Raw genomic sequence first — 24,192 nt, 5'->3', positions numbered from 1 at the left:
TGCCTTGGTGAGATGAAGCAAAGGGCAAAAATATTTCTAAAAATCTGTATTTGACAACAAATCATCATTCTTTTTCAGGACAATGGGATTAAGCCATACGCCAATAAATTTGACTGCGTATGAAAATCTGGAAATAGAGAGGGTAACCAAAATGACATCTTTTGAATCGAATGAGAGTAATGCCGTTGAAGTGGATAATGTCAGGTTTGAAACTGTGGTATCACAGAGGGTATTAACCATTCCAGAAGCCAAGCGCGGTGTTCGTACTCCTGTAGAGCTTGGTATTCGGATTACTAATAATACGCAAACACCCTTTTATTTTTCATCGAATTTTTACTCTATGTTTCCAGAAATGATCGCACCAGATAACCAATTAATCCAAACAGGTATCGGCTGTGAGCGATTTAACCCACCAATTGAATCTGATTATGTGCTGTTAATACCAGGAAGAGCAGTAACACTCTATCGAGATGCCTTTCTCTTTTGGATACAGAACCGGAAGAAAAAGCGTGACCGAGAGTTGATTTTGAATATCCCTTTTCCAGATCAAGACATTTATAGTTTTTCCCCACTGTATCCAGGTACATATAAATTTCGGTTTAAGTATCATGAATTCCGTGAAGGTATTGAGGATCTTTCTCGGTGGATTGAACCAATCATCTTACAAAGAATAGTACAAAATATTTGGACTGGAGAGGTCCTAACTCCACTTGTGGAGATTCAATTAGTGCAGTCATGAAATTGAGCCAGTTATGAAATTAGTTTTTACTTTTTTCGCTAATTTCATGATCATGGCTGATATTTATTAGAAACTTGATATCTAGGACATAATAAAAAATGCGTAAAACATCATACTTTCTAATTTTTTTAGCAACAAATTTGCTAGTGGCACTGACAAACCAGTCGGCATGGGCTTTACTCTTAAGTTTGGAAAAGGTGCTATCTCTCGTTACGATCCTACAGTACCCTACGTTATAGATGCTAGTACCACAGGTACAACTTTTTTGTCACCTAGATACGTTGCCCCTATTCAGTTAGGTGGGACAAGAGCTTTCCTCAATATGTTCAAGAATGATGTTAGGTGGCAAGGCTGGAATTTTGAATCTTCCAAGAAGAACTTATATGGTAATTTTGAAATTTCTAATTACTATGGCTGCGGTGCTCAAACTCTTTGTGCAAAAGAAGATCCGAATCCAAAAAATCACATACGAGGCGGAGTAGGAGCTAATATTAATATAAAGTATAATCCCAAGAAAACAGATCCAAAACCAGAACAAGGAAAAATTCATTGGATTCAACATATAGTCAACAATCATACTATATATGATGAACAACAAAGCGTTTCTGAAAACGAAAATTTACACGGTGTCCGGTACGATGGAATAGATATCCCTCCATATCAGAATGCTAACCCATATTATCGTGGTGGAAACGAACGTGATGCCTTGAGTGGGAAAAGCGAATTTTCTGCCTTTGACAGACCTTATAGACCTGATGCCAAAAACCCTCACACCTGGTTTGCTGAACTTTACTTAGTTGAGGAAACAGCAGAAAGAGAAGTAACAATTTACAACGGAATCAGATGGGGTTGGATAAACAGAGTATATCGTCGTAAAAATCCCTTACCCATACCTATACCTATAGGCATACCCGAAATACCTAAATTTGAGCCAATACCTATTCCCATTCCTAAAATTCCTGATCTAGTTTGTAACCCTGGTAGTGGTGGCGGTGGCTGTTCTACATCTCAACCATCACCTTCACCTTCAATACCTTTACCACCTCCAGAACCGTTAGATTACAAAGCATGGGCTATGTCTGCCATTCTTCGCGACAAGCCTGTAAGACTTGTGGTGAAAGCTAAATGCGATAATCCAGGCTGGTTTTTCGTTGGACAAAAAAACCCTTATTTCGATTATCCGGATGCCAATCCCAATCCAAATTATTATGCGCCTGCTTGTGGGGAAAATCGTCTATCTTTTCCTGAATCTTCTAGGTTTATAGGTACAAATGATGGAATTTTTAATATTTCTTATTCTAGTTGTCTTCCATCAGTTTTTACTGACCCTTGGACATCTAAAAATCTTTGCCCTCCCCCTTCTGTAAGTGACTACGTGGAAAACGACAGTTCATCATTTCTCGATAATGAAACATTCTTAACAGAATATGAGGATACCTCATTTATAGATGATGAAACATTCTTAACAGAATATGAGGATATCTCATTCCTTTATGATGAGGCATTCTTAATGGGAAATGAGGAACTATTATCTTTTAATCTCGGTGATGATGGCTGGAATCCTGATGAAGATGATTCAGAATCGCCCGTCTCTACCCCCGAACCTACATCTGCATTAGGACTATTAGTACTCATCGCGTGGGGAAATCTGGACTCAACCAAAAGTATTTGCCATTAGCCTTATCTGCATACTCAACTTTTTAATCCTCTGGGAAAACAGGGAAGACCTAAAGCTGCCCCAAAGTTGGAAAATCAACAGACTGCTGTGGGAAATATTCTTAGGAATTGGGTTGATTGCAACTCTCGCTAGTCCTTTTCCCTGGCGATCGCTATTCGGTCAAGAACAGATGGACGACGGCTTGCTGTACTGGCTGCTAATCGCCATCTTCACCCTTAGCAATAACCTACTACTCAGACTACACCCAGAACTAGCCCGTTCTCAACTTATTGGTTTAGTAATTGGCGGTGTCATCCTTGCCATCAGCATATTTCCCCAAGCCATTAACTGGCGAATTGACTACACCGCCACAACAGGGCAATTGCTCCAGTCCAACATTCTGCGGAGTACCATTTTTCAAAATCAGCAACCGATTGGCTTGTATTCCCATCGCGGTCATGCTTCATTTGTCCTAGCAGCAGTAGCAGTGATGACACTTGTCGGTTGGCAATGGCAATGGATAAACACACGTCTGGCTGCAACTGCTGGCATCATAATTATCCCAGCTTTGCTACTCACTCAAACCAGGGCGGGATTATTAGCCTTACTGGTAGCGACTATCTACTTATTAGGACGGAAGCATTGTAAGCTTTTAGTCCCCGCAACACTGGTATGTCTGCTCATAATTGGCATCGCTACCAGCACTAGGCAGATGAATAATTTACCTCTGATTAAACAAATCACATCAAACCGCGTTGATCTGTGGCAGATGGCCAACTATAGAATTAGTCTCCGTCCCTTACTCGGATGGGGAATGGATGGTTTCGGCACTGCTTATTCCCATGTGCGCCCCGGCATAAAAATAACTAAAGTAATTCGCTTGGGTGATTTTAGTTTCGACTACCAAGACGAAAATGGCCAAATAAAAACTGCACAACTACCCACAACTAAAGCGCACAATCTAATTTTAGATACAACTTTATCAGTAGGGTTACTGGGGATGGCATCGTACCTAGTCCTGTTGGGATGGTGTCTGTGGCAGGTCATCAAATCACCTTACCGGGGAATTGAAGCAGTCTTCATTGCTTACCTCGTTTTTACCTTCACTTGGTTTGAGTGCGCCCAATTTACCCATCTAGCTTGGTGGTCGCTCAGTATATCTAGAATATCCCGTGTCCCGAAAATCACACATAACAGAAATAGTTAATTACTACTGTAGTCCTACATACAAACTACAAATCAGATATTTAGTTCATAATTCCAAATCCGGTTCTTGGCGTTTTCAGGAAAATCTGAATAGACTGAAAATTGTTCCTGTGACTTTCCTTGAGGCACAATCTAGAACTTTAATATGAATAGACCTTAAAAAAGACAGATGATTACACCAATGCGTGTTTTTGTGTTGATTTTTAATGCTCGAACGGAAAATGAGGGGATTCACACGGTTCGAGAGGGCGATGCCTACGGCGGCAAGCTACGCAATAAAATTCTGATGTTCGAGTCAGAAGACGATGCCACGCGCTTTGCCCTAATGCTGGAAGCTCAGGATTTCCCCTCACCGACACCAGAGCCAATGGATGCTGAGGAAATCAAGGAATTTTGCGAAAGCGCTGGATATGAATGGGAAATCATCCCAGAAAACAGCCCTTTAATCAGTAAAGTCCCAGAACTGAATGTAGAACAAACTGACTGGCAAGCAAACGCCCAGAAGGAGGATACTGTTGAAGACACCTTCCCTCTCGATCAACAGCCACTAGAAGAACCAGAATTATCTGATTCCGAACTAGAGAAGATGCGTCGCAAATTGGAAGGATTACTTTAATTAGTCATTAGTCATTGGTCATTGGTCATTGGTCATTGGTCATTGGTCATTGATCGCTAACTGACTAATGACAAAGGACAACGGACAAAGAACATAAGGATAAATGACAAACTTGCAAGAACGTGGGCATCTTTTAACCGAGCTGGTAAATCCTAACAGTCTTAACTTAGACCAGCTCAGTTCTCTGGAATTAGTAGAACTGTTTAATAGCGAAGATCAAAAAGCAGTTGCGGCGGTTGCGGCGGCGAAAGTTCAATTGGCTGAAGCGATTGATAGCACCGCAGAGCGTTTGCGTCACGGGGGACGCTTATTTTACATTGGTGCGGGCACAAGTGGCAGGTTAGGGGTGCTAGATGCTGCTGAGTGTCCACCTACTTTTTGTACCCCCCCAGAGTTGGTACAGGGGATTATTGCTGGTGGTGCGGGTGCGCTGGTACGCAGTTCGGAGGATTTAGAAGATAGCATCGAAGATGGCGAAGCTGCGATCGCTGGGCGACACATTACCCAGCTAGATGTAGTCGTCGGTATTACTGCTGGTGGGACAACGCCTTATGTCCACGGTGCCCTTCATGCTGCTCGTCAACGGGGAGCCAGTACTATTTTTATCGCCTGTGTTCCGGCTGAACAAGTTAGCTTTGATGCCGATATTGACATTCGCCTATTGACAGGGCCAGAAATCATCGCTGGTTCAACTCGCCTGAAAGCTGGTACAGCCACGAAGTTAGCTTTAAATATGCTTTCTACTGGAGTAATGGTTAAACTAGGTAAGGTTTATGGCAATCGCATGGTCGATGTGGCAGTCACAAATCAAAAGTTACGCGATCGCGCTTTGCGAATATTGCAAGACCTCACAGGCTTAAGTCGGGAAGGTGCTGGTTTTTTATTAGAACGTAGTGGCAAGTGGGTTAAACTAGCATTATTAATGCACTGGACTGGCTTGGAAAAAGAGGATGGCGATCGGCTTCTTTCAGAACACCAAAGTAATCTTCGGGCAGCTGTCATGAGCTATCAAAATCACAACCAACCTTAAAGACATTTTCCTAAATAAATACTCTGTAGGTGGCTGCTACTTGTCTGAGCAGCACACCTTTTTTTAAGATAATATTCCCTAGAAAATCTTACTTCAATTGACTTACATTAATCAATATAAATTGAGATAAATATTTTTACCGTTCATAGCCAATCTCAATAATTAAAGTAAGAATCTCTAAATACTACTAATCCTTTTAAACAAAAATTCAGAACTTATACGGATATAATTCCGTATGAAATTTATTAAGATGATGTATCAATACTGAATGTATCCTAATGATGTGAACTATAGCAACCCACTGGAGTCATAAAGTCTGCCGATAATAAACTCTATGATATAGAACTTACAGACTAGCAGTATTTTTACTATTTTCCCATCACCTTTCCTTTTAATAAACTTGATTTGGACTTCTATATATAGGACTCATATTTAATTTCTGAAAAAACTCAGTACACCTCTAACTCCCTTCTTTTCTGTCCCCTATTCCCTATTCCCTACCTACACAAGTATGTTCATTAATCAAATCGGATTCCTATATCAAATGTATTTGCACTTTTTGATGTTTCTCCTGACCACTATATAATTAGTGTGGGTTTTTCAATAACTGGCTTTTGAATACAAGGAATAAAGTATGACCCACTCAGAACTTCTTCTTTCAAATAACTTAGTGAATGAATTTAAAACTTGTACTCAACTGCAATATAATGGCAAATTAAATATTAAAAGTTCAAAGGGTGGTCAATGGACTTTTTATTATCGCCTGGGACGCATAGTTTGGGCGACAGGGGGAACTCATCCCTGCCGGCGTTGGCGTAGACAGATGGCTCAAAATTGTCCCCAGATTGATGTTGATAAATTGCAGTTGCGTTTACAAGATGTATCAGTCGATTACTGGGATTACTGCCTTCTAGAAATCTTTCATAAAAAACAGAAAATTCAGAGAGAACAGATTCAGTCAATTGCCGAAAGCACCATAGCAGAACTATTATTTGACCTAGCCATGCAAGGAAACTTTGCTTCTATAACTTGCAATCGCAGCCAAGAAGTTATCCTGGAAACACCAATGAGTTTCACGAGTGCAGAAATGTCTGTAAAGCACATGCAAGACTCGTGGAAAATTTGGTCAGAAGCTGGTTTAGCAAATTTTTCTCCTGACTTAGCACCATTTCTGCGGCGACCAGAACAACTCCAGCAGATGGTAAGTCTATCTATCTACAAAAACTTTGTGAATTTAATCAATGGCAAATTCACTCTCTTAGATTTAGCCGTGAAAATGAAGCAGAGTGTACTACCACTCACCCGTTCGTTGCTTCCCTATATCCTTAAAGGAATCATCGAATTGGTAGAAGTACCTGATATGCCATTAGTAGTGACTGAGGTCAACAATAAGCCTACCACTGCACAACCAAAGAAACCGAATGCTCCATTAGTGGCCTGCGTGGATGATAGCCCTCAAGTCTGTAAAATGCTAGAGGATATTATTACTTCCAATGGACTAAGGTTTATCAAAATTCAAGATGCTGTACAAGCACTCCCAACCCTCATTCAAGATAAACCAGACCTAATTTTCTTGGATTTGATTATGCCAGTTGCCAGTGGTTATGAAATCTGCACTCAGTTGCGGCGAATATCTGCCTTTACCAATACACCAGTGATTATACTAACAGGCAGTGATGGTCTTTTGGATAGAGTTCGTGCCAAAGTAATCGGTTCTACAGATTTTATTACTAAACCTGTAGTGGCTGACAAGGTAATGAGTATAGTACGTAAGTATTTACCTACATCGAGTGTCCCCATCGAGAAGAATAAAGCCAATGTATAGGAATCCGCTTTGATTGCTGTTCGCGCATGGCGTAGCCATAGTTACTTGGTTTAACAAGCAATAGGCAACGGAAAAGAAGCCTTTTTGAATTTTACATAGTTTTTCAAAAATAAAATATAAATTCTATAGTGATCCGCTTTTAGAGGTTGTTTGAAAAGTGGTCGGCTGTAATTTTAGGCACTTCTAGATCCCCCCTTCAAAAGGCTACTGTGTATACACAAGTCTTTGAGAGTTGCCTCACAGCGTTTAGATCCCCCCTAACCCCCCTTAAAAAAGGGGGAACCGGAGTCAAAGTCCCCCTTTTGAAGGGGAGCCACTGCGGTCTTGGGGTCTCCCCCGCCGCAGGATGCGCGAAGCGCTGTAGTGGAGCATCTGGCGTGGTCTCCCCAAATGAAGCAAGTGGCGTGGATTTAGGGGGTTCTAAAACGTTTTGCTACCGACCAAAGAACTTTTCAAACATCCTCTTAGACTTTCTCACCTTCATAACCATTAAATTACTGGGTTGATGAATAATAAGTCAAAATTCACAATAAATAATTAGGTAGCAGTCTGAAGGCTACCTAATTATTTTTTTGTACATATTTAAATATTTAGTTTGATTATATTCCTATAAAATTACTCCTTAATTATGACGAATAATGCTTTTCTTATTTCTTAATAAAAATTTTTATATTAACAAAAATATATATTATATTCTGTCCGCTACGTAATTTTTCTGAGGTTAATACATAAAGATTGGATCAAAATTAGACAAATACAATTTTTTGTATTTATAGCAGTCCTATTTGAGTTGTTAAATATTGGTTGTGACAAAGGGATTAGGGATTAGTCTCTAGTCTTTTATATGTCAGTAATTACGCATTGAAAACCTAAAACCTAGTTCGCGCACTCCCCTTAACTTCCTTTTTTAAAAGTATTGGGGAATATTTTATGCGTAATTTCTGCATATCTTTGTTCATGAATCACTTAGGATTTGTATATCTAATTAGTTTACATTATTAAAGTTTTTTAAAGGGTAATTACCATGAATACTGTTTTAGTTGTTGAAGATGGCTTAACAGATATGGAAATAATCAGCCGTTACTTACAACAGGCAGGTTATTCTGTGATTAGCGCCACAAGCAGTGAAGAGGCTCAAGACAAAATAGATAAAAACAAGCCAGACCTCATATTTCTCGATGTAATTTTACCAGGGAAAAGTGGCTTTGAAATTTGCCGAGAACTGAAAAATAACCCCGATACTAGCAAAATACCTGTGGTTTTTTGCTCTACCAAAAATAGTGATGTAGATAAAATTTGGGGGAATATGTTAGGCGCTGATGGTTATCTATCAAAACCGATTGATCGAGAGGAACTAGTAGTAATTTTAAAGCGATTAATTCATTAATAATGCAATAAATTAACGAACGTCAAAGGTGACTTATTTATAATATAGAACTTCTGTAATATCGAACAATAAAGGCAAATTGTAGATAGAGATAAATAATCAAGCACAAAGGATAAATAACTTTGGAAACCAAAGAAAAGTTTTTAAGTTTTAATTTGGGAGTAAAAGATACAGCTGTCATTTCGTTACAACACATCACAGAAGTTTTGCAAGTCTCATTACCTGAAATATGTGGTGTTCCTCAGATGTCAAGTAGCGTTTTGGGTATTTATAACTGGCGTGGTGAGATGCTTTGGTTAGTAGATTTAGAGGCAATGTTAGGTTATCCTCCAATTTCGCAAGGAGCAAATTTAATTTCAGTAATGATGGCAATTGTTCTGGAAAATAATGGTAAGTATTTAGGACTATTAGTGAAACAGATTATAGATATTGAATGGCTGGATATTCAGCAAATGAAACCCCCAAGTACCGAACTATTTTATCCTAAAATATCTCCTTTATTACAGGGGTACTTTATTAATGATTCCGAGGATATGATTTTTAATTTGGATGCTATAACAATTATCCAATCTCCCATCTGGAAGATTCATAATTGAAAATTAGATGATCGGGGATAATTTCTTGACAATTCCTAATCCCTAATAAGCAAATCATAGCTCATCCTTTCCTGCCAAATATCTACTTATTATCCATAACAAATTTTGAGGCTAATCGAATGACATTTTTGTATACCAATAGTCATGAAAATGAACATCTAATATCGGAAGTAGAAAATTTGAATGGAAACGCTAACATATCAAATATTGCTGGTAATGAAATATCTTTATTAAATGCGATCGCTCAGGAATTTAAAACTTGGCGGCAACAGTTGCAAGACATCACAACTCATCTGCGTCAAGCTCCAGATATTGATACACTACTGAAAATTACTGTAGCGCAAGTTAGAGAAAAAATTGGCTGCGATCGCGCCTTAATTTATCAGTTTAATTCTGTTGATTCAGGTAATGTTTTAGCAGAATCTCGAACACTAGGTTGGACACCAACTATAGGCGAAAATATTCCCGGAATTATTTTTGGTTTATATACCAATCAAGACTATATAGAACCTGTAGTTATTGACGATATCAATCAGATTCAGCTTACCCCTTATCAAAAGCAACTACTAGATAAATTTCAAATTAAAGCTAGTTTGAGTTTACCAATATTAGTAGAAGGTAAAGTATGGGGATTGCTGGCAGTAAATAATTGCTACTCAACGCGGCAGTGGCAAGAAATAGAAATTAGTCTGCTATCTCAAATTACAACAGAACTAATCTATAAATTGCAGAGCTTTGAATTCAAAAAAGAAGAACAACAGCGAATACTAGCAAAAAAATCAGTAGCTAAAGTCCTTGAAAAAATTCTGCGGGTATCAAATGTCGATAAGCTTTTTCAAACAACCACTCAAGAAGTACGTCAATTACTAAAATGCGATCGCGTCGGTGTCTATCGCTTCAAACCTGACTGGAGTGGCGAGTTTGTCGCTGAGTCAATGGGTAATGGCTCGATAAAAATGGTCAGCTCTGATTTTTATATGGTTTGGGAAGATAGCCACTTGCAAGACACCCAAGGAGGACGTTATGCCAAGGGTGAAACCTTTGTGGCCAAAGACATATATAAAATGGGTCATGCTCAATGCCACATTGAGATTTTAGAGCAGTATGAAATCAAGGCTTACATCATTGCACCCATATTTGCTGGAGAGAAATTATGGGGCTTGCTGGCAGCTTACCAAAATTCTGGTCGTGATTGGCAACCTTGGGAAGAAAGCTTTGTGACTCAAATTGGACTGCAATTTGGTGTGGCTATCTCACAAGGCGAATATCTGGAACAAGTGAATAGGAAATCTGAGCAACTAGCTCGAATAGTTGAACAAGAAAAAACTTTCACTAAGATAGTAGGTCGCATCCGGCAATCTTTAGATGTAGATAGCATCTTCAAAACAACCACCCAAGAAGTGCGTCAATCACTACGATGCGATCGCGTCGCCGTCTATCGTTTTAACCCTGAGTGGGGTGGCGAATTTGTGGCTGAGTCTGTGGGTACTGGTTGGACAAAACTGGTAGGCCCTGATATTAAAACCGTTTTAGACGATACTTACTTGCAAGATACTAAGGGAGGTAGGTATGCCAGGGGTGAAAACTTTATCGTTAATGATATCCATGAAGTAGGGCTTGCTCCCTGCCATATTGAGATTTTAGAGCAGTTTGAAGCCAGAGCTTACATAATTGTTCCTATATTCTTCGGGGATAAATTGTGGGGATTGCTGGCAGCTTATCAAAATTCTAGCTCCCGTGAGTGGGAAACCTGGGAAGTGAACTTTTTGGTTCAAACTAGCTTGCAATTTAGCCTAGCCAAATCACAGATAGATTATTTTGAATTAGTTCGGTTGAAATCTGACAAACTAGCTCAGATAGCGGAACAAGAGAAAGCTGTCACCAAGATCAGTAACCGCATCCGGCAATCTTTAGATGTAAAAGAAATCTTCAAAACAACCACTCAAGAAGTACGACAATTACTGCGATGCGATCGCGTCGCCGTCTATCGCTTCAACCCTAATTGGACTGGCGAATTTGTCGCAGAATCAGTAGGTCATACTTGGGTAAAACTGGTAGGCCCCGATATCAAAACCGTCTGGGAAGATACCCACTTGCAAGAAACTCAGGGAGGTCGATATAGCCAAGACGAAAGCTTTGTTGTAAATGACATCTATCAGGTAGGTCATTCTCCTTGCCATATTGAGATTTTAGAGCAATTTGAAGTCAAAGCTTATGTAATTGTTCCTGTGTTTGCTGGTGAGCAATTGTGGGGATTGCTGGGAGCATATCAAAATTCTGGAACTCGTGATTGGGAAAAATCAGAAGTCACGTTGTTAGCACGCATTGGCAACCAGTTAGGACTGGCATTACAACATACCGAATATTTGCAACAAGTACAAGCACAGTCAGCAAAATTAGCAGAAGCAGCAGCACGAGAAAAGGCAGCTAAGGAGTTACTACAACAACGATCTATTCAACTGTTAACAGCCCTTAGACCCGCCCTCAACGGCGACTTAACAGTACGCGCACCGATTACAGAAGATGAGCTAGGTACGATCGCTGATGCTTACAATAATACCCTGCAAGCACTGCGGCAAATAGTTCTCCAAGTACAGGGGGCTGCTCAACAAGTTGCTCAAACTTCTACCAATAGCGAGGCTTCACTGGCGGGACTGACTAATCTGGCGCAACAACAATCTGAGGAAATTACCGCAGCATTAGGCGAAATTCAACAGATGGTGGACTCTACTCAAGCTGTGGTGGCGAATGCCGAATTAGTACAAGTTGCGGTGCAACAAGCCAATGAAACTGTAGAGTCTGGCGATACAGCGATGAATCTGACTGTACAAGCAATCCAAGGAATTCGTGAAACCGTTGCTCAAACCAGCAAAAAGATTAAACGCCTTAGTGAATCTTCGCAAAAAATCTCCAAAGTGGTGAATTTGATTGGTAATTTTGCCACACAGACAAACGTGCTGGCTCTGAATGCAGCCATTGAAGCCACCCGTGCCGGTGAATATGGCAAAGGCTTTGCAGTTGTAGCCGATGAAGTCCGTTCTTTATCTCGCCAGTCAGCAGCAGCAACCATCGAAATAGAAAAATTAGTCCAGGATATTCAAGCAGAAACCGGGGAAGTTGCAGTAGCAATGGAAACTGGGATTCAGCAGGTAGTAGAAGGCACAAACCTTGTCAATGATACTCGCCAAAACTTGAATGCGATCGTTTCTGCAACTGCCGAAATTAGTCAGTTAATCGAGCGGATTACCGCAGCGACTCAAAAACAAATGACGCAATCTGTAACAGTCACAAAATCAATGCAAGATGTAGCAGAAATTGCTAATAAAACTTTTGCTGAATCTCAAGAAATTGCAACTGTGTTTCAAGATTTATCAGGGATGGCGCAAGAGCTATTAACAACCGCTAGTAAGTTTAAAGTTAAATGAATTTTAGATTTTAGATTTTAGATTTTAGATTTTTGATTATGAATGAGGAGGATTTTAAGCGGAGAACAAAGCAGCTAGCATTGCGAGTAATTCGCTTAGTAGAAGCCCTTCCGCAGAGCCGAACGGCAGATGTAATTGGCAAGCAGCTAATCCGTTCAGCAACATCTGTGGGAGCTAACTATCGGTCAGCTTGCCGTGGTAAGTCAACCGCCGATGTTATTGCTAAACTCAGCTTGGTAGAGGAAGAAGCCGATGAAAGTCTTTATTGGATGTAATTTATTGTTGAGGTTGGTTTATTACCACTCGAAAAAGTGAGCAACTTGATGTCTGAAAACACCGAGATTCTGGCAATGATAGTTGCTTCAATTAAAACTTTACGCAACAAATCCAAAATCCAAAATCTAAAATCTAAAATATGATCACAGATAACGAAATCCGCGAACAAGGATATATCTACTTTCTAGCTGAAGCCCCAGAATTAGTACAGATTATTGAACAAGAAATATTTAGCCTATCGGAAGGTTATAGCATTGCTAAAGTTCATAACTTAATGCGGGCTACTCATACACTTAAAGGTGGCGCTGCTAATGTTGGGCTAGAAGTGATTAAGATGATAGCCCATTTTTTAGAAGATGTATTTAAGGCTTTATACAACCCAAATGTAGTAATTGATACGGAACTCCAAACACTTTTATTACAAGCTTATGAGTGTCTTAGTATAGCATTGAATACTGAGTTAATCGGCACTGTGAATGATGAAGAGCTACTCAATCGGGCAACTTCAGTGTTTTCGCAGTTACAAGAAAAGCTAGGTGATGCATTTGGTGATGAGGCTCATATTCCCACGTCTGAGGAATTGGGATTTGATATTGTCCAGTCTGTTTTTGAGGTGGGAGTAGAGCAACGTCTAAACAGTATTGCTGAAGCTGTTAACAATCCACCAAATAATAATGAATTTATTGAATTCTTACAGTCCCAAGCTGAAGTATTTCTCGGTTTAGCAGAATCTCTAAATTTACCTGGATTGGGAGAGATTTCCCAAACAATTCTGTCAGCACTGCAAGCAAATCCTACTCAGGTACAGCAAATCGCTGAAATTGCCCTTGCAGATTTACAACAAGCACAAAAATTAGTAATAGAAGGCGATCGCACATCTGGTGGAGAAACTTCTCTAGCTTTGCAAAAATTCACGATAGTGACAAACAATAAGTTGTCTGAAAAATTACAAAATAATTCATTTGCTGACATATTGGTTATTAACGAAGAGCAATTTTACCAGTTTATCACTACATCGGTTAACAATAAAAATGAATCTGTAAATCTAACAACCGCCAAGTTTTATCTAAAAGTAATTCGTTACGTTTTTGGCTGGTTTAATCACGAGATACAAATCCCAGAAGTAGAGCTTAGTTTTGATTTACTTGTTCCCAGATTAGGAAGAAAAAATCTACTTGATTATATCGAAAATTGGTTGAAAAATTTTCTTGATTTTGTTCAAGAAGAACAAGATAGTCAAAGTATTTGTATTTATAGACATGGGATAATTTTAATCATCTTATTTGCTGTCACAAAGTTTCAGAATTCTGTTAAAAGTTCTGAAAGCTATATCTCAGTCATTAAAATATTACAAAACAGAATTCATAGATTAGCACAAGAATATAAAAACTATCCTCCTGTTACTACCAAAGAGAAAAATTGGCTTGATATTCCCAAACTGCAAACACTGTTAGTTTTTAAAGAAATATCTAAATCTGTATCTTCTCAAACCACTGATGATTTACTAGAGACAATATGGGGAGGAGAAGTTAGCCAAAACCTGATAGAGCAAGCGGTGACAATCTCAAATGATGATTATTCAGAAAAAGTTGATTCATTAAGTCTCAATGAGCAGGCTGTTACTGAAAAAGCTATTGAAATTATGCCTGATTTAGCTACACAAATCAACAAAGAAATAGAAGATAAATCACAGTATATTCAAACTAAAAACTTTCGCCAACCTTCATTTATTCGAGTAGATACAGAGAGATTGCAACACCTCAATTATTTAGCTGGAGAATTACTGATTTACCAAAAAAGACGTAGTTTGCAAGATGAACAAGTTAAGGAAATCATTGATCAATTAATCCGGCAAATCACTAGACACCAAACAATTTTAAATGAATTAGGTGATTTGCCATTACAAATACCAAATATTACCTCACAACAAACGCAAAATTTTGCAGTGGAATTTGATTCTTTAGAAATGGATGTGTATACAGAATTTCATATAACATTGCATGAAGCAATAGAAGAGATGCTGCAACTACAAGAAACCACAGAATCTCTAGAATTGCTCGTGACACAAGCTGCTCAAATTAGTGACAAACAAGAGAAGTTAACTCTTAATATTATAGAGAGCTTAGTAGATGCACGAATGTTGCCTTTGGGCAATATCCTAAATCGTTTCCCCCAGATGGTAAATAAGTTTGGGAATGTTTATGCCAAACTTGTAGAATTGAAACTTACTGGTACTGAAGTACTAGTAGATAAAGCGATCGCAGAAAAACTCTACGATCCCTTATTACATTTAGTACGTAATGCTTTTGACCACGGGATTGAAGCTCCGCAACTTCGCCGAGAGCTTGGGAAACCAGAACAAGGGCTAATCGAAATCTGTGCCTATCATCAGGGTAGCCACACTATTATCGAAGTTCGGGATGATGGTCAGGGATTGAATTTAGACAGAATTCGCAGAAAAGCTGCTGAATTGTATCCTATACAAACTGAAGAAAAAATTAGAAGCTATGCTTCTAATCTGGCAGAACCTGAACTTTTAGACATGATATTTTCACCTGGATTTTCTACTGCTAGTAAAGTGACTGAAATCTCTGGGCGTGGTATGGGGTTAGATATTGTGCGGACTCAGATGAATGCACTTAATGGCTCAATTTCAGTTCAATCATTACCCAACCAAGGAACAATATTCATACTCAAAATTCCTTTTTCTATGACTACAGAAAAATTAATGCTAGTTCAAGCCAAAGGTGTTGTTTATGCCCTTCTTTTGGAGAGGATCGAAAAAATATTGATTCCCTCCGAGCAGCAGATTAAAGAAATTGAAGGTCAAAAAGTCTTGCATTGGAACACAGACAATGATGAGACTATGGTCAGCCTCCGTCAACTTTCAAAATTGATTAATTATAATGATTCATTCTTGAATACTGCTCCATACAACACATCCAATACTGACGACCCAACCATAGGTAAAAATCCGGTGCTTTTGCTCCGACGAAATCAGGGAATGTTTGCTTTGGAAGTTGACCAAATAATTGGTGAACAAGAACTGGTCATCAGACCTTTAGGAAATGCGATCGCACCGCCAAAATACGTTTATGGTTGTAGTAGTTTACCCAATGGTAATCTCATCTTAGTGATTGATGCTTCATTGCTGGTCAAGTCTAGCGAGATCGAACAAACAATACTTGATATCAGAACGCTATCAGTAGCCTCTCCCTCAAATAAAAAAGCCTTGGCGATATCGGGAGACACTTTTGCATCTACTTCCACAAAAACGATAGAAATTCAACCCAGTTATTCTCAAGAGCCAGATAATAAATCACCAAAAGTTGTTTTAGTAGTAGATGATGCCATTAGTCTCCGCCAAACTCTCTCTCTGACTCTGCAAAAATCTGGCTATCAGGTAATCCAAGCTCAAAATGGTGTAGAAGCTCTAGAAAAGTTGCAGTTACATCCTGAAATTCAAGTTGTCGTCTCTGATTTAGAGATGCCGCGAATGAATGGTTTTGAGTTGTTGGGCAATTTCCGCCAATACCCCAAATTAGCAAAAATTCCTGTAGTGATTCTCACTTCTCGCAGTTCTGAAAAGCATCGCCAACTTGCTCAAGAATTGGGTGCAAAGGCTTACTTGACCAAGCCTTATTTAGAAAATGAGTTTCTTTCTACAATTAAGAGGTTAATTAACAGTAATGCAGATGTTTTAAATGATTTGCTCATGGTGGTAAATCATTAAAAATGCGTAATTCGTAATTCCACTCGTTCGCTCTTAGTGTTTCCCTTTGGGGAAAGACTCGCTAACGTAATTCGTAATTACGGATTACCAGGTAGATTATTTGGATCTACACCTAGAGAACGTAAATACTGCGCTAATTGTTCAGCCCTTTGCCGCTCTTGTTCAGCCCGCGATCGCTCCTGCTGTGCCTGTTCTGCATCTGTCAAATAGCGGTTTCCTTGCTCATCATACCAACATAAAAACTGCTGTTGTATCCCGGCAATTACAGCCTGGTATCGCCCAATACCTAACCCCACTTCTGGCATAAAATAAGGCTCACCTATTTGTAGCTGGTAGCTTCCATCTATCAATTTATACACTTCAAAGGGTTGATGTTGGTCGCGTCGCCAAAATTCAGGGTTATAAATTACGTAGTACAATACACCCAGTTTTCTGTATATATCTAGTTTTTCGTCGTATTCACCTCCTGGGGTATGGGATACCATTTCTAATGTGAATATTGGAACGATCCCATTTTCTTCCCAAACCGCGTAACTTTTGCGTGATTTACCACCCTTTTTCCGTTCTACTCCCACACTTAAAAAAGCATCCGGCACTACAGGTACTCTAGGATTTACTCCCGTGGTGTGATACACTCCCATATCTACTCCAAAGTACCAATCCAGGCGATTTGCCCAAATGGAGTTGAGTAAGAATAGTAAAATGTTGGGCAAAAAGTTTTGGTCTTCGTTATCCACTGGTGTATCGTCTGAACAGGGAAGTTCATCAGTAGTTGGTAACGCATTTTTGAGATCGGGTGAGAGCATAACCGTTGTCTCGCTGGCGTTTGATGCCCTTATTATAAATGAGCGACCAAAAGTTTAGCGTTTGGGTGCAGGTTCGCCAAACTTAATTAAAAGTGCGATCGCAATACTAACAAGTAAAATTAACGTCATACTTAAAGCGGAACCAAATCCCCAATTTTGGGTTGCTCCAAGAAACTGGTTATAAACTAACCGCGCTGCCGTCATACTAGAAGCACCACCAAGTAATTCTGGATCGACAAAATCTCCCAAGCCTGTGATGAATACAAGCATAGAAGCAGCCGTAATTCCAGGCAAAATTTGTGGTACGGTTATTTGGCAAAAAGTTTCCACCGGATTTGCACCTAAATCAGCCGCCGCTTCTAACAACCGCTTGTCTAGCTTTTCGAGAGAAGCATATAAAATCAAAACCATATAGGGTAACAAGCTGTAACTCATGCCAATAAATACAGCTTGACTCTGATTAAGTAATTGCAAAGTAGGCAAGCCGAAAGTGCTGAGTAAACTGTTCAATAAACCAGTAGGACGAAGAATTGTAATCCAAGCATAAGAGCGAAGTAACGAGGAAGTCCACAAAGGCAAAACAAAGCCTAATAGCAGCAAATTCCGCCAACGTAGTGGCGCTATCTGAGCAATCCAATAAGCGACGGGGAAGCCTAAAATTAAACAAATTACTGTAGTGCCAAACGCAAAAAATAGCGATCGCACGATTACTTGTAAGTAGAGGGGGTCAAATATTCGGATGTAGTTTTGGAATCCGTTGGGATTAACCAAATCTCCCGGCCGGATGTCTGCAACTAAACTTAACTCGAAAATTATCAAAGCTGGCAGCACCAACAAAAGTAATAACCAAATCCCCGATGGTGCAAGTAATATCAAAGGTTGCAGCCAATTTCCTCGCAGGCGAGGCAATTCTTCTATTTGAGAAATCCCATTTTTTTCAACATTCATTACTTATAAATCTAATTCCTAAGTAAGTTGGAGCGAAAAAACCCAACTATGTAACGAAACGTAAATAGGCTTAAAGCCCTTGCTAATGACCAATACTTCGACTTACCTCGACTTCGCCCTTCGGCTACGCTCAGGACAGGCTCGGCACAAGTCGCTCAGTACAAGTGACAAATGACAGTCTTTGCCAGTTATTTAATTGCGCCGACCAACTTAACTATTTTAACTGCTAGTTAATTGAGTCCAATAGCGATCGTAAACTTCTTCAAAGTCTCCTACAGGAGTAACACGTTCACAGTTTGCTAAAAGTGATTCTGCGGGAAATAAATTAGTATTGTTTTGGATTGTTTTTGGCAATTGCTCAAATCCAGCCATATTAGGCGTAGAAATACTCAGGCGTTGACTGATTTGGGCTGCTAATTCTGGTTGCAGAATCATGTTAATCCAAGCATAAGCTCCAGCTAAATTAGGGGCTGTTTTCGGAATAACAATAGTGTCTGTCCATAATGAAGAACCACTGCGAGGAATCACATATTTGAGTTTAGGATTTTCTTGAGAAATTTTCACTGCATCTGCTGAATAGCACATTGCTAATAGTAAATCTCCTGCCAGAATTTGATTTTGCCAAGCGTCGGTATCAAAACGCGCGATCGCAGGTTTTAGCACCTTCAATTTTTCATAAGCTTGTTTGATTTCTTTTTCGTTTTTTGAGTTGTAAGAATAACCTAGCATCCGTAACGTTGCACCCATGACTTCTCGAACATCATTAAGCAAGGTCATCCGTTGATTAAGTTTTTCTTGATTCTGCCACAGATAATCCCAGTCTTGTGGTGCATCTTTGATTTTTTCGGAATTGTAAAGCAAACCTGTTGTCCCCCAGTTAAAAGGGATACTATATCGGTTATTGGGGTCATAACTAGGATTCTGAAACCGGGGAAATAAATTCTCTAAACCGATTAAGCGATCGTGATTTATCTCTGTTAACAAACCTTTGTCTACCATCTTCTGCACCATGTAATCAGATGGGTTGATGATGCTGTAAATGCCACCACCTCCAGCTTGCAACTTAGCCAGCATGACATCATTGGAATCATACACATCCGCCAGCACTTTCATGCCAGTTTGGGTGCTAAAAGTTCTCAGTAATTGGTTGTCAGTATATTGTGTCCAGGTAAAGACATAAAGTTGGTCACGTTGACCATTCGGATTAGAATTAGCACGGACTTCAGCCAGTCTCCAGCCACAACCAGCTAAAGATAAGCTAGAAAGTGTTGCCACCCCTTTTAAAAATCCCCGTCTGTTAGCCATTAAGTTAGAAGTTATTCATCGACAACTACTAGATTACGTTATACTTCGTATTCCCTAGTGTAATTTTCTGGCATAAATGTATCATTCTTCACTTTAGAGCTTGGTTAATTTATAATAGTTTTCTTCACTCAACGAGATCCTACATGGAAGGAATTTTGCATCATACGGGTATCAGTAGGACAAGAAACCAGAATTTTTGGCAGATAGAATTATGTAGATTTTGAATATATAGCTTAAACTAGTAGGTTTATCATCATATTTCTTATAGCTTCAATCAATCGGCTGTTATGCTCTTCCTAAGAAAGCCAAACAAGTTTGTAGAGAATTGCGGCACAAAGTATTTAAATATGTTGTTAAACATTTGTAAACTGTTAGCAGCAGAGTAGCCGCGTGTCACATCTTGTTAAGGAATTATCATGAGACAACTTGTTATCGCTGAACGCGTATGCCTGATTGGTCATATCGTGTCAAAAGCCTTCGGACTGGTAGGGATGCTACTGGTCGTACCTAATGCCGAAATAATTTTCAACTTATCGCAGGTTGGAGAAACTGCCGTACAGCTAAGTATGGCTGGCGGCGGTGTAGTTGATATCATTTTGGGGACAATAGCTGTCTCTATTTATGCCTACCGGACGCTGGGATTGGGAACTTGGCTAGCATTTATGCTGCCAGCTATGTTTATCTCTTTGGGAAGTGAACTACTGGGAACCAGCACAGGTTTTCCATTTGGAGATTATAGCTACTTGAGTGGCTTGGGTTATAAAATTGCAGGGCTAGTTCCTTTCACAATTCCTTTATCTTGGTTCTATGTTGGACTGTCGTCTTATTTAATTGCAAGAACTGGTTTGAAAGTGGCTCAAAAACCCAGTTGGGGTCGCCATATTGCGGCTATAGCTGTTGGTGCTTTACTCTTCACTTGCTGGGATTTTGCCCTTGAGCCAGCTATGAGTCAAACTTCTCTGCCTTTTTGGTATTGGGAACAACCAGGTGCTTTCTTTGGCACACCTTACCAGAATTATGCAGGTTGGTTTGGCACTAGCGCCCTGTTTATGAGTATGGCAGGCTTGTTGTGGAGAAACACATCGATTAAATTAGAGCGATCGCAACTCAATCTACCCTTAGTCGTTTATTTAACTAACTTTGCCTTTGCCGCCGGATTAAGTTTGGCTGCTGGGTTCTCCATCCCTGTATTGCTCGGTTTAGTGCTTGGTGTAGTTCCCGCCGTGGCGCTGTGGTTAAAGAGTTCAACCATAGCTACTCAAGTTGCTGTTGAACCAGTAAGCCAAGAAGTATCAGTCGCAAAGGTTGAAGTTGCCTTGAAATAGCCTAGAGATTGGGGAATGGGGAAGAAGCAAGGGGGCAGGGGGCAGGGGGAGCAGAGGAGAAGTTACAGTAAGTCTTTCCCCAATTCCCAATACTTCGACTTACCTCGACTTCGCTCGGCACAAGTCGCTCAGTACAAGTGCCCAATTCCCAATTCCCATTTATTTTGTATAGTCGCACTTTATAATTGATAAGTATTTTGACAACAGTAGACAACGTTTTAATAGTAGAAAGCGCCATATCCTTTTTATTGCTACTTATCCAAGTACCAGCAACGGCGATTCTGTTTTCGCGCCTGTTAAAGGGGCCAAGACGGCTGCCACCAATAAAACCGCAACAGCCAACGCCAGAGCTTTTAGGTAAGGTTAGTGTCGTCGTTCCCACGCTGAACGAAGCGCTTCGCATTAGTCCTCTGTTAGCTGGTTTAAGTCAGCAAAGCTACGAAGTTCGGGAAATTCTTGTTGTAGATAGCAACTCCAGTGATGGTACACCCGACTTAGTAAAAGCCACACAGCAAAAAGATCCGCGCTTTCGTGTAATGACAGATGATCCTTTACCCTCTGGTTGGGTGGGGCGGCCTTGGGCGTTGCATAACGGTTTTCTATATAGCTCTGAGGGTAGTCAGTGGTTTTTGGGGCTGGATGCTGATATTCAACCACATCCTGGTTTGGTTGCGGGTTTAGTGAGGACAGCTGAAGCACAAGGCTATGACTTAGTTTCTCTTTCGCCCCAGTTTATCCTCAAATATCCAGGGGAATGCTGGCTACAACCAGCTTTGTTGATGACTTTACTTTACCGATTTGACCCTGCTGGGATCAATGCAGAGCAGCCTGAACGGGTGATGGCAAATGGGCAGTGTTTTTTGTGTCGTCGCTCCGTTTTAGCTGCTGTGGGTGGTTACAGCAGTGCGAGTAGTTCTTTTTGTGATGATGTCACCTTGGCACGAAATATTGCAACTCTTGGGTATAAAGTGGGCTTTTTAGATGGCGCAAAGGTGCTGAAAGTACGAATGTATGAAGGGGCGATGGAGACGTGGAAGGAATGGGGGCGGAGTCTCGATCTTAAAGATGCAACTTCTCGTTCGCAGTTGTGGGGAGATTTATGGCTACTCACATCCGTTCAAGGTCTACCCCTTTTAATTGTCCTCAGTTTTTTATTAATTTCTCCCCCACAGACGCGATTAATCGCGTCTCTACCTACTCCCCCACTGCTCTTGCTGGGACTGAATTTATTCTTAGTGGTGATTCGCTTTGCGATGCTAATTGCGATCGCACCTTCCTACGATCGCAAAAGTGCTAAAGGCGGCTGGTTATTCTGGCTTTCCCCTTTAGCCGATCCCCTAGCTGTGCTGCGAATCTTCTTATCTGCGTTCCACAAGCCACGCGAGTGGCGAGGACGCAAATATATATAGTGGGGAATTGGGAATTGGGCAGGGGCATTGGGCATGAAGAAGAGACAAGGGAGACAAGGAAGAGGGGGGAGACAAGGAAGAGACTATTCAATAATTCCCCCTTGTCCCCCTTGTCCCCCTTGCCCCCCTTGTCCCCCTTGTCTCACCTGCTCACTGCTCCCTCATCCCCCTCATCCCCCCACTCCCTCACTCCTCTTCCCCTCCCACTTGATCCCCGCGTTCCAGTTCCCAAAGAATTTGATTTCCTTCACGGCGTACCCGTGACACTATCCAGTTTCGCCAGCGCCATTGATCTCCACGACTGGTAACAGCGCTGGCGTGGACATCCATCAAGTCTGCTAACTCAGAACTGGTGATTAAGTAGCCTTTTTCTGAAATTTCGTCAGCGATACGCAAAGTTTCGACCAAGCTGCGGAGTTGAGAAACCCTCATTTCTGACGGTTTTTCATCGATAGCGGCCGCAGTAGGCCCAGTTGATGGTTCCATAACGGTTATTTTTAGTGCAGAAGTACTGATTTCTTGGGGACTTTGGTTAATTATTCGAGAGTTTTTTTCATAATCAGCTACTTTTGCTACATTTATTTCATTTGTGGAAGGTAAAGATTTATAAAAATTTGTGGGAGTGAATTGTTGTAGGGAAGGGATTTTGCCACTGGCATAAGTGCGAGCGATCGCATCACAACGTTCGTTACCTATGTTACCAGAATGTCCCCTGACGTGTTGCCATTTTATCTGTTGGGTATTGAGTTCATCAAGAGTTTCTAAAAGCTCTTGGTTTTGGACGGGTTTACCATCTGACTTTTTCCAGCCTTTCTGTTTCCAGCCTTTCACCCACTTGGTTACGCAGTTAATCAGGTATTCGCTATCGGTATGGAGGGTGATTGGTTGGGCTTGTTGAGATGTTTGCAGAAATTGCAGGGCTGCGATCGCAGCTTGCATTTCCATTTTATTATTGGTGGTATGAGGCGATGCATCGCCCATTTCGTGGATTGAGCCATCGCTAAAGTAGACGACAACTCCCCAACCGCCAGGGCCAGGGTTCCCGGTGCAAGCACCATCGGTGTATATGCTTTGGATTGTGGGTTGAGTGGACATAGTTTAGGATATCGAACCGCAAAGGACGCTAAGGACGCTAAGGCAAGAGTAATTAGCGGCGAATTTTTGTAAAGAATATCCTGGCTATTATAGTTGCTAGCACTCTAGCAACAACGCTCCACAAAAAGGCTGTTGTGACGAGAAATGATTTTTTGCTATTGAGTGGGTGTTGAGCAATAAAGTTTTCTAAGTTGCGATCGCTTTTTGCGTGCTAGATGTCAATATTACCTTGGATTCTAAGTAAGTTAGTACGAAAAACCCCAGGTATTTTACGAAACGTAAACAGGCTTAAAACTAATACCCTTGATTGGATATCCATTGAAGTTAAGTCAAGGAATCGGAATAACTTCAAACAATCCCTCGATATCACCCGTTGGTTCTCCCAGCACAGACCTTTTTACAATTAATACTTCATTATCTTTAACTGCTTTTGCAGAACAGTCTTCTGTAGCCCTAGTTCCTCTATCATTAACACCAAATTTAAGTGACACCACAAACACTAGCTTCGATCTAATTACAGGTGTAACAGGTGATGCACTATTAATTGGGTTGTTAAGTAAAAATGAAGCCACTCCTAGCTTATTGAGCCTATCTTTGAAGACAGCAGAAGCTGAGATAACTCAACAGCAAACCAGCACTATAAGTGAGCCTATTGAGGTAGACAATCCCCCACACTTTAACCAACTAACACTAGAAATATTAGAAAGATTCCGTACCGAGGCGATCGCTCGGTGGGCGAGTGCAGGCATTACTCCAAGAGAACAAGGTATTCTCAAAGAAGTACAATTAGCGATCGCTGACCTACCTTTGACCC

At 40.5% G+C, this 24,192-nt stretch carries 17 protein-coding genes; 13 read left to right on the top strand and 4 right to left on the bottom strand.

From position 1 onward, the window contains the following. The first annotated feature begins 151 nt into the window (after positions 1 to 151). From HWQ36_RS24755 to HWQ36_RS24705, 11 genes are all read left to right on the top strand, one after another. Positions 152 to 739 carry a hypothetical protein gene (locus tag HWQ36_RS24755; protein ID WP_292707610.1) on the top strand — a complete coding sequence of 196 codons (588 nt, stop codon included), beginning with the start codon at positions 152 to 154 and terminating at the stop codon, positions 737 to 739. A gap of 169 nt (positions 740 to 908) precedes the next feature. Beyond that, on the top strand, positions 909 to 2,417 hold the full coding sequence (locus HWQ36_RS24750) for a hypothetical protein (RefSeq protein ID WP_292707608.1): 1,509 nt from the start codon (positions 909 to 911) through the stop codon (positions 2,415 to 2,417). 112 nt (positions 2,418 to 2,529) lie between these two features. Next, positions 2,530 to 3,603: an O-antigen ligase family protein gene (locus tag HWQ36_RS24745; protein WP_292707605.1), complete on the top strand. Its 1,074-nt coding sequence runs from the start codon at positions 2,530 to 2,532 to the stop codon at positions 3,601 to 3,603. A 168-nt stretch (positions 3,604 to 3,771) separates the two neighbouring features. Continuing rightward, the gene (locus HWQ36_RS24740; RefSeq protein WP_292707602.1) at positions 3,772 to 4,218 is read left to right on the top strand and encodes a DUF3110 domain-containing protein; all 447 of its coding nucleotides are present in this window, start codon (positions 3,772 to 3,774) and stop codon (positions 4,216 to 4,218) included. 103 nt (positions 4,219 to 4,321) lie between these two features. After that, positions 4,322 to 5,248: an N-acetylmuramic acid 6-phosphate etherase gene (gene murQ, locus HWQ36_RS24735; RefSeq protein ID WP_292707599.1), complete on the top strand. Its 927-nt coding sequence runs from the start codon at positions 4,322 to 4,324 to the stop codon at positions 5,246 to 5,248. 634 nt (positions 5,249 to 5,882) lie between these two features. Continuing rightward, positions 5,883 to 7,073 (top strand): response regulator, encoded by a 1,191-nt coding sequence (locus tag HWQ36_RS24730; protein WP_292707596.1) that lies wholly within the window; start codon positions 5,883 to 5,885, stop codon positions 7,071 to 7,073. Positions 7,074 to 8,097: 1,024 nt separating this feature from the next. Then, entirely contained in the window at positions 8,098 to 8,460 is a 363-nt protein-coding gene (locus HWQ36_RS24725; protein ID WP_114084071.1) for a response regulator, read from the top strand. A gap of 122 nt (positions 8,461 to 8,582) precedes the next feature. Next, complete coding sequence (locus HWQ36_RS24720) at positions 8,583 to 9,056, top strand: chemotaxis protein CheW (RefSeq protein WP_292707590.1); 474 nt, start codon at positions 8,583 to 8,585, stop codon at positions 9,054 to 9,056. A gap of 119 nt (positions 9,057 to 9,175) precedes the next feature. Further along, entirely contained in the window at positions 9,176 to 12,481 is a 3,306-nt protein-coding gene (locus HWQ36_RS24715) for a GAF domain-containing protein (protein ID WP_292707587.1), read from the top strand. A 38-nt stretch (positions 12,482 to 12,519) separates the two neighbouring features. Then, positions 12,520 to 12,756, top strand: a complete 237-nt coding sequence (locus HWQ36_RS24710) for a four helix bundle protein (RefSeq protein ID WP_292707584.1) — start codon at positions 12,520 to 12,522, stop codon at positions 12,754 to 12,756. A 140-nt stretch (positions 12,757 to 12,896) separates the two neighbouring features. Beyond that, positions 12,897 to 16,490: a hybrid sensor histidine kinase/response regulator gene (locus HWQ36_RS24705; protein ID WP_292707581.1), complete on the top strand. Its 3,594-nt coding sequence runs from the start codon at positions 12,897 to 12,899 to the stop codon at positions 16,488 to 16,490. Positions 16,491 to 16,567: 77 nt separating this feature from the next. Here the strand turns inward: HWQ36_RS24705 and HWQ36_RS24700 are convergent, their stop codons facing one another. From HWQ36_RS24700 to HWQ36_RS24690, 3 genes are all read right to left on the bottom strand, one after another. After that, positions 16,568 to 17,296 carry a Uma2 family endonuclease gene (locus HWQ36_RS24700; protein ID WP_292707578.1) on the bottom strand — a complete coding sequence of 243 codons (729 nt, stop codon included), beginning with the start codon at positions 17,294 to 17,296 and terminating at the stop codon, positions 16,568 to 16,570. Positions 17,297 to 17,350: 54 nt separating this feature from the next. Beyond that, positions 17,351 to 18,244, bottom strand: coding sequence for an ABC transporter permease (locus HWQ36_RS24695; protein WP_292707576.1), 894 nt, complete (start codon positions 18,242 to 18,244; stop codon positions 17,351 to 17,353). A gap of 219 nt (positions 18,245 to 18,463) precedes the next feature. After that, complete coding sequence (locus HWQ36_RS24690; protein WP_292707574.1) at positions 18,464 to 19,549, bottom strand: spermidine/putrescine ABC transporter substrate-binding protein; 1,086 nt, start codon at positions 19,547 to 19,549, stop codon at positions 18,464 to 18,466. A 416-nt stretch (positions 19,550 to 19,965) separates the two neighbouring features. On the opposite strand from HWQ36_RS24690, the gene cruF reads away from it, so the two are divergent. Further along, positions 19,966 to 20,874 carry a gamma-carotene 1'-hydroxylase CruF gene (cruF, locus tag HWQ36_RS24685; RefSeq protein ID WP_292707571.1) on the top strand — a complete coding sequence of 303 codons (909 nt, stop codon included), beginning with the start codon at positions 19,966 to 19,968 and terminating at the stop codon, positions 20,872 to 20,874. 188 nt (positions 20,875 to 21,062) lie between these two features. Then, positions 21,063 to 22,283: a 2'-O-glycosyltransferase CruG gene (gene cruG / locus HWQ36_RS24680; RefSeq protein WP_292707743.1), complete on the top strand. Its 1,221-nt coding sequence runs from the start codon at positions 21,063 to 21,065 to the stop codon at positions 22,281 to 22,283. Between the two features lie 186 nt (positions 22,284 to 22,469). Here the strand turns inward: cruG and rnhA are convergent, their stop codons facing one another. Next, a complete protein-coding gene (gene rnhA, locus HWQ36_RS24675) occupies positions 22,470 to 23,378 on the bottom strand; it encodes a ribonuclease HI (RefSeq protein ID WP_292707568.1) in 909 nt (302 codons plus the stop codon). Positions 23,379 to 24,192 lie beyond the last annotated feature (814 nt).

Source organism: Nostoc sp. NMS2 (assembly GCF_017115105.1).
GTDB lineage: Bacteria > Cyanobacteriota > Cyanobacteriia > Cyanobacteriales > Nostocaceae > Nostoc.
This window is presented reverse-complemented; position numbering and strand designations above follow the sequence as displayed.